The following is a 13,758-nucleotide window of genomic DNA, read 5'->3' as shown; positions in this document are numbered from 1 at the left end:
TTATGTCAGCAGAAGGCTTTTATCTGGTGCAGGGCGACAAAACGACCTGCGGCGGGAGAATTATCACAGGTGCAGAGGATCATACGCTGTTTGATAGACCTGTTGCCCGGGAACAGGACAGCGTGACCTGTGGAAAACATGCCGGGCTTTACAGGATAGCCGGTGGCATCGACAACGATACCATACACGGCAGGCGAATGGCCGGAACACTCGACAGCTACAGTACCTGCCCGTGTAAGGCGAAGTTTATTCCATCGATGATGGATGATACATACGAGAAGAGTTCGGCTGGAGCAATTTCAACTGCAGGAGGATCTGGAACGGATGATGTTTCTAAGGCGTTTCTGGCTGGCTTACGGGCTGATACGATGTTAGCTCCGGGCATTGATAGTAGTCAGTCTGGTCAAAATGACCTTGCGGGAATGTGTATTGCAGAACCGAATGAACTGAGCGATGGCGTTTTTCTTTGGACAGAAACCCAGGGTGCAGGACATGCTTTCGTTTCAATACATATTAAAAATATGATCCATGTGTTCACCTATGGACGATATGATCAGGAAGGATTTAGTCCTGTAGGTGAAGGTGTGTTGATTAAATATTCCAGCGAAAGAGCGGAAAGGTTTTACACAAAAGAACTTTATCGAATGATGGCGTCAGTTTTTAAAATACTGGATGTTGATGAATCCAACACGCTATCAATATTTAATGCTTTATGGGCATCCAGTAGCGTTCACCCTGATGGAAAAAATACCAGTGCGGAGATAAAAGAAAATGGACGTGTTATTGATAGATATAACCTGGTAGTCAACAACTGTACTACAACGTCAGTAACGGGACTTAAAAAAGCAGGTACCGGAATATTTAACGTGAGCCTGCTTGACTCTTTTGGTTACAGTGAAGACTTTGCGATCCCATCGTCCCTGAATGCTTATCTGGAGGAGTTAGCTGTAAATCCAGCTGATATGCGAATAATGAGAATGACTGACGAATTTAAGGGCAACTATCATAACGCTTCAAATTATAAGGAAATTGAAGGTGCAGGCAGCGGTAATGAAACTGCCGGGGCAATAGGCAAAATAAGTGGGTTCGCCGGAAAAGGTTCGAGCGGTTATGCCCCCACAACATTCAGCCAGTCCCAGGGATTTGAGAATGATTAAACCTCTACTGATTGCTTTTGTGCCCGTAGCCTTATTTTTACTGGTCAGTACAGCGGTTCTTTCCCTGTCATTTATGGATATCAAATACACTTACGAATCCGTGTTAATTGGAACGCATCTGGATTATCTGGTTGACGAAACTTACTCTATGGTCTGGTTATTCTTCGCTACATCGAATATTGCTTTTATTGTTATTTATATTGTCTTTCTCCTGGTTTTTAAACGCTCAAGTAATAAAGATCAGCCGGTACGATCTCAATAAGTTGCAGGCTGTTATGGCTTCGCTTTATTCCTGAACACTGTAAGTCACTCAATCATATTGGTTATCTATGGATGATTTAACCCTGCGTTATTACGACGCTGAAATGCGTTACCTGCTGGAAGCGGGTGAAGAATTTGCCCGTGCTCATCCTGAGCAGGCGGCAATGCTGAACCTCGATAAGGCTGGTGCCCGTGACCCGTATGTGGAGCGCTTGTTTGAGGGCTTTGCTTTCCTCATGGGGCGGCTGCGCGAGAAGCTCGACGATGACCTGCCGGAGTTGACCGAAGGATTGGTCAGCCTGCTGTGGCCCCATTACCTGCGTACCATACCGTCGATGTCCGTGGTGGAGTTCACTCCCGACTGGCGTGAAATGAAGGAGCAGATGCGTATCGTCAAAGGTTTCGAGGTGAACTCGCGGCCGATCGGTGAAAAGGGCACCCGCTGCCGGTACACCACCACCAAAGATATCACCCTTCAGCCGCTGTCGCTTGAGCACGCAAGTCTGATAACCGATCCTGATGGCCGGTCGGTGATTACGTTGCGCTTTAACTGTAGTCAACTTGCAGACTGGAGCCGTATCGATCTCAGCCTGATCCCGTTTTACTTCAATGCTGACACACCGCTGGCCTGCGCCATGCATGAAGCTTTTACCCTGAATATTGCCCGTCTGTGGTTGCGGATGTCCGGTGATGTGGAGAGAAGACCGCTTGATGGGTATTTCACCGCGCTCGGGTTTGGTGATGATGATGCTCTGTGGCCGAAGGGGGAGAGTAGTTTCAGTGGCTATCAGCTGCTACTTGAGTATTTCACCTTTCGCGAGAAATTCATGTTCACCGGGCTGCGAGGGCTGGAGGCCGTCGCCTTTCCGGCTGATCTCTCCTGGTTTGAAATAGATGTGGTCCTGGCTGAGCGCTGGGAGCATGACTTCAGCTTCACTGAAAAGCACTTGCGTCTCAACTGTGTACCGGTGATCAACCTGTTTCCGCTGGAGTCAGACCCGCTAACACTCAACGGATTGCAGACGGAATACATGTTGCGCCCGATGCGTGTGCAGGATGGTCACACAGAGATTTATGCGGTGGATTCGGTGATGTCATCCAGCCAGCATACCTACGTCCCCTTCACGAGCTTTCGCCACAAGGGGGGAATGATGCGCCATGAGGCACCGGAATATTACTGGCACACCCGTGTGCGTCGTGGTCCATCCGGGTTGCATAACACCTGGCTTATTCTCGGTGGTGAAGCCTTTGATAACCATACCATCCCGGAAGATGAAAGCCTTTCTCTGACACTCACCGGCACCAATGGTCAGTTACCTCGCCGCGCGCTGCAGAGTACCGTGCTCGACACGGTGATGAAAACCACCTCGGTCAGCATTGCTGTTCGCAACCTTTGCGCCCCGACGCTTCCCTGTTATCCGCCGGCACAGGACAGGTTTCACTGGCGTGTGCTCAGCCACCTCGGCAGCGGGTTTCTTTCGATGATGGATAATGCCGATGTGCTGCGTGGCACCCTTGCGTTGTATGAGTGGACCAACCGTGAGATGAACCGCCGCCGTCTGGAGAGCATCATCGATGTGAAACACAGCGAAACTGAGCGCTTTGAGCAGGGCTACCTGGTGCGCGGTGTACAGATAGAAGTGATGTTGGACAGCCACGGTTTTGCCGGGCGTGGCGACATCTGTCTGTTCGGCGAGATGCTGAGTCGCTTCTTTGCGCTCTATACCGACATTTACCTGTTTAATCGCCTGATTATTATCCTGCAACCGACCGGAGAACGTCTGGAATGGGAAGAGAAGCACAATCGCCGTATTCCCGGCTGACCGCGCGACTGGAGGCTGACCTCAACCGGATCAATTTCTATCGTTTCTGTCAGTTACTGGAGAAACGGAATCCGGACAAGTCGTTGATGGGTTCAACCAGCCACCCGGCAGATGACCCGGTGCGCTTTGCGCCGCATCCAGGGATGGGATTTCCGGTCAGTGAGCTGAAGGCGATTGAATACGATGAAGACGATGGCAGCAAACCGCCGATCATCCGTACCACATTTATGGGATTGTACGGCGTAGATTCCCCTCTGCCGACGGCATATCTCGATGATATTACTCAGCGTCGGGAAGGACATGAGGCGCTGCAGGGTTTCCTGGATATCTTTAACCACCGCATTCTGACGCAGTTCTACCGCATCTGGCGCAAGTATTCTTATCCGGCCACGTTTGAACGTGGCGGCACCGACAATATCTCACAGTCATTGCTGGGGCTGGTGGGGCTGGGTATTCCCGGCACGGCTGAACATATTGCCACGCCAGTATCACGCTTTCTGGCTCTGCTTGGCGTGTTGCGCCAGCCGGGTAAAACCCAGGAGGGGATACAAGCACTGGTTAGCCTGCTGGCTCCGGATACCACCGTGCAGGTCAGCCCTTACTGTCTGCGCCCGGTAGAAGTGAGTAAACCTATGGGCTTTTACGGCGATGAGGATTTTCTGCTGGATGGCAATACGCCGCTTGGCGACGAAGTGCTGGATGCCAACAGCCAACTGCTGATTGCTCTTTCCACGGATAACGAACAGGAATCGCAGGGCTGGAGGCCGAATGGCCTGCTGTATCAGGATTTGCTGGTTATGCTGCGGGTATACCTGGGCTGGCGATTCAGGGCAAAAATTACCCTGACCATTTGTAGCCACCTGCTGGCTTTCATGCCGTTGGGCGAAGGCTCTTTCTGGCTCGGGATAAACGGTGTACTCGGTGTGGAAGGTGATGAACTTCCGGACGATATTCCGCAGAGCTTTACGATAGAGTTGGGCTACTACACAGGACTGGAACCTGCGAAAACACAACAAGGAAACCGACGTGTTACGTACAAATTTAACTAAGGTCGCGTTCTGGCTACTGCCTGTGCTGGCTTTCAATCTGGCGGGCTGCGGAGTGACGCAGGGCGTTACTGATGGCACTAAATCGGCATTTAACGCCGTGTTCTACAAAAAGATTAAGGTGCTACACCTGGATTTCACGGCTCGTGAAGCACTGAACACTGATACCCGTGAGAACAACGTGCTGTCTGAATCGGTTCTTGTGCGGATTTATCAGCTTAAAGACCACAAAACCTTCGACCAAAGTGTGTACCAGCAGCTACTGAACGACGGTGAAAAGGTGCTCGGAACTGATCTTTTGGCTACCCGCGATGTCGTGCTTAAACCGGGCGGAGACGTGCTGCTCGATATGCCACTGGAAAAGGACGCGAATTACGTGGCCGTGGCTGGGTTGTTCCGGCAACCCGATCTGGTGAAAAATACATGGAAGCTGAAGATAAACCGTGAAGAACTCGTTCCGGATACCCCCCGGGTGGTTGAAGCCGGGAATAACTCTCTCAGGCTGCTACCGGTAAAGGACGAATAATGTCTCACAGCCAAAACTCTCCTTCTTTATATGAAATGCTCACCGGCAATTTCGTCGGTGGCCTCAATCTTCAGCAGGTCAATGAAGAAAATCAGGTCATACTTTCCGTACTGGACAATATGCAGCGCGTTCTTAACTGTCGTGCAGGCACATTGGCGCACCTGCCGGACTATGGACTGCCTGACATGACCAAAATCCTCGAGGGCATGCCGGGGACGGCGCATGTACTGATGGGAACCCTCTCCGCCGTCCTGCTCAAATATGAGCCACGCCTGAAAAAAATCGCCGTCGTACTACTGGAGCAGGAAATCCCCGGTGAACTGCGTTATGCCATAGACGCTGAACTCAAAGGTATTGGCCTGGTGCGTTATGGAACAGATTTTAAACCCGAAGGGCGGGTTCTGTTGCGACACCTTAAGCAACAGCAGTATCTCTAAACGACAACCCGTACGTAAGGCCAGGGAAGATAGTGTTCGTAAAATCACAATTCCTGCAAAAGTGACCGTCCCAACAATCCCTCTCTGCTTCGTTCATCAGTGAGCGCCTGGCAGCTATCGCTACATTTCGCCAGTGAATGTAACCGTGTCAGGAACAGATGGAAGAGTGGCTAATGCGATATGAAACACAGCGTCACGCAGAAGGCGCGGACAGATAAAAAGCTTGAATGCTAGCGTTTATATCTTGAACAAAAATTCAGGACGTACCCCCAGCAATATTCTCGTGCCGAATCCATTTCCCACCGTGCAAAGCACGGCTTGCGTATGCGATCTCAGATATGAGCTCCTTTGTTGATAATGCCTTCCAAACCTTCTGTTCTATACAAGCTAAATGGATATCTGTCATGAATGACATTTCCCCCCGTAAAATCAAAACCGGTAGCGACCCGCGTACACTGCCGGATTATGCCAACTTGCGCGATGAGCTGAGTAAGCTAAGTCATCCGGCGCGCCCGGACGTGAACTGGCGGTATGTAGAAAAGCTCTGTCTCTCACTGTTTGAGCAAAATGGCGTGGAATTGCAAACGGCCGCCTGGTATACGCTTGCCCGGACGCAACTGGCCGGATTATTCGGTCTGAATGAAGGCCTGGCAATACTGGAGGCCCTGATAAGTCATCAGTGGGGAGGGTTCTGGCCGCAGCCTGTACACGCCCGCATGGAAATTCTCAGCAACCTGAGCCAGCGCCTGCAGCAACGGATGCGCGCGCTAGCGCTGAACTACAGCGACCTCAGCCAGTTATATCGGGCTGAGCAACAGCTAATGAATCTCGGCGCGGTGCTACAGCGCCTGGAACTTAAGCACCTGAGCCAGCTCGATACTTTGCGATTGATGATACATAACAGTGCTGTTCGGCTGGAAAATAGTGATGGCGCATCCGACTCTGGTGTAGCTATTCAGACTGGTGTCGTGCTGCCTGCGACAGTAATGAATAACGCAGGAATATTAAGTGATGCTTTGCCTGATGCTCCTGTTACAGAAAAGAACGGGCCGACCAACTCGGTTAATTGGGTTTATGTTGCACGGCCCGAATATCAGCCGAACGTGGATGTGCTGGCGGCGCTACCGGTACAGGAAAAAAAGTGGAAATCCTTTGCCGCCGGTATGTGCACCATGCTGGTAATCAGTGCGGTAACGGTGTGGGGCTGGCATGTCTTATATCGACCTGACCCATTGCAGGCTCAGCTTGCTGCATCGCTGGCACCGTTACCCGCGACACTCACACCCGCGCAACTTGATACGCTGTATCAGCACACTCCCATACCGCAATCCTTGTTCGCAGACACGCAGCAGCAGCTCGTGCGCTTAGGTCAGTTGTCGCCGGACTGGAATATTGACTACAGCCGTCAACTGGTCGAACAGGCCCAGTCGCTCTGGCCTGAGCAGGCTAAGCCGCTGACGCAGAAGTGGTTTCGGCAATTGAACGCTGCCGGCATACCAACAGAAAATCTGAATGGCTGGCATCAAGGGATGGTGAAGCTACAGCAACTGAGTAACCAACTAAGTGGGCTGGATGGGCACAAGGGTAAATACATGACGGTCAGTGAGCTGAAGTCATCCGTCTTTGGCATGATGACCAGCTTTCAGCAGACTGAACCGGCGGAGGAACAGCTTCGTCAGATTAATTTATTGCCAGTTGGTTCTCCTCTGCGTCAGCAACTTATCCGGCTACTGGAACAACATCTACGGTCACAGATTTATACACTGTGGCAGATGAAAAACAGCACACCTGTCACGACGTTGCTGCACAAATAATCGGCAAATCCAGGCCCCTGAGCGATTAAGGAAACAACTTTTGGTGAGGAAGAGAACGGCGGGTTCTCCATGCAGAAGATTGCGCCACATTTGGTCGGGAGTTCAAAAAGTGCACGAACCTAAGGCGGGCTATTTATATTTGCAGCAATTTTTTTTCAACGCGTTTGCGCACCGTAACACAGCAGTTGCTACTGATTATGGCTATGCGGTGTTACGGCAACTTTCTGCTTAGTCCTGCTTTTTCGTTGCGTTATCCGCTTTCGCATTACGCTTTTTTTTCAGCGCCATATAAATAAAGATAACCAGTGCTGCCCCGATGATAAATCCTAATGTATGCATTTTTTAACCTTTCCTTTAGTTTCATACCGCTCGCAGGAGGGGGACTGAAAACCCTTCGGACGTGCTTTTTCGCGACAAAATCCTGGCACAGGTTTCGGTATTATTCGACAACTTTTAGCGATGTTTCCTAAAGGGCAGGGGCAAATTCAGGGGGTAAGATCCCATCGCGTCTTTTGTCCAACGCGCTCTGATTGTCAGTTCTGGATGAGGCAAGAGGTTTGCGGCGAATAATCGAACGCAGTTCGATGGAGAGTCCGTATCGCCAAAAGCAAAAACCCAGCCATAGGCTGGGTTCTCTGAATAAGTGGTGCCCGGACTCGGACTAACGCCGTCAGGCGTTGAACAGCGCGCTTGTCGCGCTGGCCCCGAAGGGGTGAGCCGCTTGCGGCGAATAATCGAACGCAGTTCGATGGAGAGTCCGTATCGCCAAAAGCAAAAACCCAGCCATAGGCTGGGTTCTCTGAATAAGTGGTGCCCGGACTCGGAATCGAACCAAGGACACGGGGATTTTCAATCCCCTGCTCTACCGACTGAGCTATCCGGGCAACGGGGCGCATTAAACCTGATTCGCCGCGCTCCGTCAACGAAATTTCTTCAATTCGCTGCGGACTGCACAATCTATCACCACTTTGTGCATAATGCACGTTCGCTCAGGCAAAAAATGCTGTCCACAGGGCAGAAATCGGCATTGCAATCACCAGCGCGGGCAGCATATTCGCCACGGCAAACATCTTAATACCGCAGATGCGTAACCCGGTCGCCAGCAGCAGGATGCCGCCAACGGCGGTGAAATCACCCATCATGGCGGGCGTGGTCAGCGGCAGGATCAGCGTTGCGCAGGTGGCGAGAGTAAGCTGGATAATCAGCATCGGCACGGAAATCATCGCGACAGCAAAACCGAGCGAAGTCGCGAAGATCACGGCGGTAAAGAAATCGAGAAAAGCTTTGGCGATAAGAATACTTGGATCGCCGGTCATCCCTTCGCGCATGGAACCAAAAATCCCGGTGCCGCTGGCGCAGAACAGAATAATGATTGCCACCAGGCTCTGAATAAACGACTCGTGAGCGCTGTTGGCATCCCCGTCTTTGCGTTTTTGCAGCAGATTACGTAGCGCGTTTACACCGCCGCTGATACCACGCTCGACGTAACAAAGTTCGCCAATTAACGTGCCGACCAGCGTGGCGAGCACCATCACCGGCAAATTCACGCATTTGATCACCAGCAAAATACCGATACCCAGCGATGCAAGGCCGAAAATTGAAGGCATGGAGGAACGGATACGCTCGGGCAGGCGGTGGCTGAGCAACGCGCCAAGGGTGCCGCCAATTAATACCGCGGCGGCGTTAATAAAAGGACCTGTCAGCACGAGTCACTCCTGTATTTCATATAACTGAATAATATGCCGCGTAGAATAGCATTTTTATGCGCGACCACGCCCGGCCCGGTTGCGCCTCTTTGGGAAAGGTGACATGATTGCGCGAATTTTATTCCACCTTACGGGAGCTGCCAGATGACGTACATGACTACTGTTTGTCACGCGTTTTGCACCTGCATGCCTTCAGGTACCCGTGTCATTTTCCCCCATACTTCACTCACCATGCGGTGAGGGTAACGCACGCTCACTGTAGGACAACAGTAAGATCAGAAGCTGTCTGCTTTTACTGATGTCTGGCGGTCGGAGCTGGTTCCAGTCAGACACGTTCGTTGGGCGAAGCAACTGCTTTGTCCGGGGTCTTTTACTCCCCTGAAACGGGTATTCGTGCTTATGAAATCAATGAAAATTGCCGTCAGCCGCGAGCTGATATCTGCGCTTTCCACCCACCGCGAAGTGGTGACGCTGGACAGTACCGATTTTACGGATGTGGCGGCAGTCGTCATGACATTAGCGGAGAGTCGCAGCGGCATTCTTGCGTTACTCAAACGGACGGGGTTTAACCTGCCGGTTTTTTTGTTCACTCAAGAGCCGGAGAGTGCGCCGCAGGGCGTGACAGCGGTGATCGGCGGTAAGGATCAGGACTGGCTGGAGCTGGAAACCGCCGCCTGTGATTATGAAGATAATCTGCTACCGCCATTTTTCGATACGCTGCGCCAGTATGTCGAAATGGACAACAGCACGTTTGCCTGCCCCGGTCATCAGCACGGCGAGTTCTTTAAAAAGCACCCGGCGGGCCGCCAGTTTTACGAATTCTTCGGCGAGAACGTATTTCGCGCCGACATGTGCAACGCCGACGTCAAGCTTGGCGATTTGCTGATCCACGAAGGGTCGGCCAAACACGCGCAGAAGTTTGCCGCGAAGGTATTCAACGCCGATAAAACCTACTTTGTGTTGAACGGCACTTCTGCCGCCAACAAAGTGGTGACCAATGCGCTGCTGACGCGGGGCGATCTGGTGCTGTTCGATCGTAATAACCACAAATCCAACCATCACGGTGCGTTGATCCAGGCTGGTGCAACGCCGGTTTATCTGGAAGCGGCGCGTAACCCGTTTGGTTTTATTGGTGGCATTGACGATCACTGCTTTGACGAAACTTACCTGCGCGAGCTGATCCGCGAAGTCGCGCCGGAAAAGGCAGAACAGCCACGTCCGTTCCGTCTGGCGGTGATCCAGCTTGGGACTTACGACGGCACGATCTACAACGCACGGCAGGTGATCGACAAGATCGGCAGCCTGTGTGACTACATTCTGTTTGATTCGGCCTGGGTAGGGTATGAGCAATTTATCCCGATGATGGCCGACTGCTCGCCGCTGCTGCTGGAGCTGAACGAGAATGATCCGGGCATTTTTGTCACCCAGTCGGTGCACAAGCAGCAGGCCGGGTTCTCACAAACCTCGCAGATCCACAAAAAAGATAACCATCTGCGCGGACAGGCACGCTTTTGCCCGCATAAGCGGCTGAATAACGCCTTTATGCTGCATGCGTCAACCAGCCCGTTTTATCCGTTATTTGCCGCACTGGATGTTAACGCCAAGATCCATCAGGGCGAGAGCGGACGCCGGCTGTGGGCAGAATGCGTGGCGCTGGGCATTGAAGCGCGCAAAGCGATCATCGCGAACTGTAAGATGATCAAACCCTTTGTGCCGCCGGAGATCGCCGGGCGACCGTGGCAGGATCACCCGACAGAAGTGATCGCCCGCGAGCGGCGCTTCTTCAGCTTTGAGCCGGGTGATAAATGGCACGGTTTTGAAGGTTATGCGCACGAGCAATACTTTGTTGATCCCTGCAAACTGCTGCTGACCACGCCAGGCATCGATGTTGAAACGGGCGAATATACCGAGTTTGGCATTCCGGCCACCATTCTGGCGCACTATCTGCGTGAAAATGGCATTGTGCCGGAGAAGTGCGATCTCAACTCGATCCTGTTCCTGCTGACGCCGGCCGAAAGTGCCGAGAAGATGGCGCAGCTGGTGGCGATGCTCGCCCAGTTCGAACAACATATTGAAGACGACACACCGCTGGCTGACGTGCTGCCAACCATATTTAATAAATATCCGGTACGTTATCGCGACTACACGCTGCGTGAGCTGTGCCAGGAGATGCACGATCTGTACGTGAGTTTTGATGTAAAAGATCTGCAAAAGGCGATGTTCCGCAAAGCCAGCCTGCCAGCGGTAGTGATGAATCCACAGGATGCCAACAGCGAGTTTATTCGCGGTAATGTTGAGCTGGTGCGCATCAGTAAGGCGGAAGGGCGTATCGCCGCCGAAGGTGCGCTGCCTTATCCGCCGGGCGTGCTCTGCGTGGTGCCGGGAGAAGTGTGGGGCGGGGCGGTGCAGCGCTACTTCCTCGCGCTGGAAGAGGGCGTCAATCTGCTGCCGGGCTTTTCACCGGAGCTACAGGGCGTTTATTCGGAGACCGACACCGATGGCATTAAACGCCTGTACGGTTATGTACTGAAGTAGTTTTTAGCCCCTCGACCGCACGGTGAGGGGCAATTTCACGCAGCCACCCGGCGGTACATGCGCCTCGGGTGGCCAATTTTCCCGTACTGCATCTCCACCGCCAGAAACCCGGCTTCCACGCAGTGTTCCAGATAGCGCCGGGTGGTGGTTTTGCTCAACCCCGTTTCGCTCACCACTTCATCGACGGAGAAACAGCGCGCGATCTCGTCGGCAAACAGTTTCTGAATCAGCGCCAGCGTACTCTCTTCAATGCCTTTACTGCCATTATCCTGGCGGAAATTCTTTGCCTGTAACTGGTAAAGCGAGTCCACGTTCTGTTGGTCGACAATTTTCCACACGCGTTGCTGCTCGGCGAATTGCACAAAGCGCTCCAGCGACTGGCTCAACCGCTTCCACGACACGGGTTTGAGGATATAGTCGAACGCGCCATTACGGATCGCCTGGCTACAGGTATCCATATCACTGGCGGCAGTAATGAAAATCACCGAGCAGTTCGCGCGAATAATCTGCGGATCGTTAATAAGGGTAATGCCTTTGCCATCCGGCAGGTAGTTATCCAGTAACACTAACTGTGGTTGCGTGTTGCTCAATAACTCCCGCGCTTCGGCAAGCGACGAGGCAATGCCAACCAGGCGCAAGCGCGGGTGTCTGCTGACCAGTTCCGCATTAAGCTGCGCAAGCGTGTTTTCATCTTCTACTATCAGCACGTCTATCAGTTCATGTTGCATAATTCTGATCTTCTAGGGTCGGCACGGGACGCGGTACGTTACCCGTTTCAGGAATAAACAAAGAGAAAATTGTGCCGCGAGGCGTGTTAGCGGAGACCTCAATCGATCCGCCCACTTGCGTGACATAGCTGGCAATCAGGTACAGACCAATGCCATGATCGCCACTGCGCTTGGTGGTCATCCCGCGTTCAAAAATATGATCACGAATCGCTGGATCAATGCCGATACCGCGATCCGCCACTTCAATAATCAACTCCCGTTCGTTCAGCAAAATCAGCACTTCAACCGGTTCGTGAGGCAGCGTGGCGCGCTGGGTTGCTTCAATAGCGTTATCCAGGAGATTACCGATGATTGAGATAAGCTCCGCTTCACCCAACAACCGGCAGGCTCTGTCCATCTGACACAGCGGATCAAAGGCCAGTTCGACACCTTTTTCACGGGCGCGTGCCGCTTTCCCCAGCAGCAAACCGCACAGCGTCGGCGAGCTAAAACGCGAAGAGATAAAGTCCAGCAACTCCTGCGCGTGCTCTGACTGCGCCTGGATGTAGCGCACAGCTTCATCGTAGCGCTCCATATGCAGCAGGCCAGAGAGTGTGTTCATGCGGTTCAGTTGCTCGTGGCGCATAATGCGCAGGTTATCAACATAGCGCTTCACCTGGCTGAGTTGCGCGCTCAACGTGTCTATCTCGTTACGATCGCGAAAGGTAATCACCCAGCCCTGCAATTTATTCTCCAGCATGATGCGTACCCGGCTGGCAATCACCGTTAACTGATTAAAACGGCAAATCTCATCGTGCGTGTCGTTTTCCAGCATCATCGAACGGTCAAAAAACCGTACCGGGGCAATGACTTCATCGATGGTTTGCCCGCGCAGCTCGCGCGTCGGCTGGCGTAACTCCAGAAGTTTGCGTGCGGCCTGATTGATCACTTCAATGCGCAGTTCGCTGTCAATCGCGATCACCCCTTCGTAGATCGATTCCATCATCGCCTTTTGCTGGCGCACCAGCAGACCAATCTCCCGTGGCTCAAGGGAGAAGATCTGTTTTTTAATGCTGCGGGTAAAGAACCAGGAAAAAATAAACAGCGCTGCCAGCAGCAATACAGCGGCAATAAAAATGTTGATCACTTTACCGAGCGTGATGGTATCGAGATAACTGGTCAGATACCCCACCGACACAATCCCGATAACGCGCCCGGCCTCATCAAAAATCGGCGCCTTACTGCGTAACGAAATACCCAACCCGCCTTTGCGGATAGTGGTGATGCTTTTCCCGTGCAACACCTCGGTATTATCGTCACCCACTAATGTTTTTCCGACCACATCAGAATCGACTGAATGAAATAAATGCATGCCTTTGTTATCGCCGATAACAATAAAGCTTGCATCGCTATGCGCCACCACTTTATGCATAAATTGCGCGATAGCTCGAATATCTTTATCGGCAACCGACTGGCGTAAATTCGGAATAATGGCTATTTCCTCAGCCTGTATTTTTGCTCGTGCGCTCATTTCCTGATATAGCTGGCGACCGACATCCTTGTAATAATAAATGCCAAGCAGAACGAACAAGCCGGAGAAAAAAAGCACCAGCGAAATAAAAAGTTTGATTTGGAAAGAGACTTTCATGACGGTTCGCACAGCAGCCAGCAAAGCGCCAATGTAGCATCTTTTTGCGCACGCGTACGCAGTTTACTGGAAACTTGTGATCCCTTGCACAGCCAGTA

Annotated in this window: 11 protein-coding genes and 1 tRNA gene; 8 read left to right on the top strand and 4 right to left on the bottom strand. The window is 52.2% G+C overall.

All coding sequences use genetic code 11. The features are described 5' to 3' along the window. Nucleotides 1-2: 2 nt before the first annotated feature. The 7 genes from M8Q36_RS02125 (at nt 3) to M8Q36_RS02095 (ending at nt 7,064) form a co-directional block, all read left to right on the top strand. A complete protein-coding gene (locus M8Q36_RS02125) occupies nt 3-1,157 on the top strand; it encodes a PAAR domain-containing protein (protein WP_249879878.1) in 1,155 nt (384 codons plus the stop codon). Beyond that, entirely contained in the window at nt 1,150-1,419 is a 270-nt protein-coding gene (locus tag M8Q36_RS02120; RefSeq protein ID WP_249879877.1) for a hypothetical protein, read from the top strand. Before M8Q36_RS02125 ends, M8Q36_RS02120 begins: the two co-directional genes overlap by 8 nt. A gap of 67 nt (nt 1,420-1,486) precedes the next feature. Next, entirely contained in the window at nt 1,487-3,241 is a 1,755-nt protein-coding gene (gene tssF / locus M8Q36_RS02115) for a type VI secretion system baseplate subunit TssF (protein ID WP_249879876.1), read from the top strand. Then, a complete protein-coding gene (gene tssG, locus M8Q36_RS02110) occupies nt 3,205-4,290 on the top strand; it encodes a type VI secretion system baseplate subunit TssG (protein ID WP_249879874.1) in 1,086 nt (361 codons plus the stop codon). The genes tssF and tssG overlap by 37 nt, the downstream gene beginning before the upstream one ends. Further along, nucleotides 4,268-4,813, top strand: a complete 546-nt coding sequence (gene tssJ, locus M8Q36_RS02105; protein WP_249879873.1) for a type VI secretion system lipoprotein TssJ — start codon at nt 4,268-4,270, stop codon at nt 4,811-4,813. The genes tssG and tssJ overlap by 23 nt, the downstream gene beginning before the upstream one ends. Continuing rightward, the gene (gene tssE / locus M8Q36_RS02100) at nt 4,813-5,250 is read left to right on the top strand and encodes a type VI secretion system baseplate subunit TssE (RefSeq protein ID WP_017457549.1); all 438 of its coding nucleotides are present in this window, start codon (nt 4,813-4,815) and stop codon (nt 5,248-5,250) included. The genes tssJ and tssE overlap by 1 nt, the downstream gene beginning before the upstream one ends. A 404-nt stretch (nt 5,251-5,654) precedes the next feature. Beyond that, complete coding sequence (locus tag M8Q36_RS02095) at nt 5,655-7,064, top strand: VasL domain-containing protein (RefSeq protein WP_249879872.1); 1,410 nt, start codon at nt 5,655-5,657, stop codon at nt 7,062-7,064. 808 nt (nt 7,065-7,872) lie between these two features. Here M8Q36_RS02095 and M8Q36_RS02090 read toward each other — a convergent pair. Both M8Q36_RS02090 and M8Q36_RS02085 read right to left on the bottom strand, forming a co-directional pair. Next, nucleotides 7,873-7,948 (bottom strand) — tRNA-Phe (locus M8Q36_RS02090). A 105-nt stretch (nt 7,949-8,053) separates the two neighbouring features. Further along, a complete protein-coding gene (locus M8Q36_RS02085) occupies nt 8,054-8,770 on the bottom strand; it encodes a DUF554 domain-containing protein (protein WP_017457551.1) in 717 nt (238 codons plus the stop codon). Between the two features lie 399 nt (nt 8,771-9,169). On the opposite strand from M8Q36_RS02085, the gene M8Q36_RS02080 reads away from it, so the two are divergent. Further along, on the top strand, nt 9,170-11,305 hold the full coding sequence (locus M8Q36_RS02080; protein ID WP_249879871.1) for an ornithine decarboxylase: 2,136 nt from the start codon (nt 9,170-9,172) through the stop codon (nt 11,303-11,305). Nucleotides 11,306-11,340: 35 nt separating this feature from the next. Here M8Q36_RS02080 and M8Q36_RS02075 read toward each other — a convergent pair whose 3' ends face one another. Together M8Q36_RS02075 and M8Q36_RS02070 are read right to left on the bottom strand one after the other, a co-directional pair. Continuing rightward, nucleotides 11,341-12,033, bottom strand: a complete 693-nt coding sequence (locus M8Q36_RS02075; RefSeq protein ID WP_017457553.1) for a response regulator — start codon at nt 12,031-12,033, stop codon at nt 11,341-11,343. Continuing rightward, entirely contained in the window at nt 12,023-13,660 is a 1,638-nt protein-coding gene (locus M8Q36_RS02070; RefSeq protein WP_249879870.1) for an ATP-binding protein, read from the bottom strand. Before M8Q36_RS02070 ends, M8Q36_RS02075 begins: the two co-directional genes overlap by 11 nt. Nucleotides 13,661-13,758 lie beyond the last annotated feature (98 nt).

The sequence above is a fragment of the Kosakonia sp. R1.Fl genome, from assembly GCF_023516815.1.
Taxonomy (GTDB): Bacteria; Pseudomonadota; Gammaproteobacteria; order Enterobacterales; family Enterobacteriaceae; genus Kosakonia.
The sequence above is the reverse complement of the archived record's forward strand: the minus strand, read 5'-3'. Positions and strand labels throughout refer to the sequence as shown.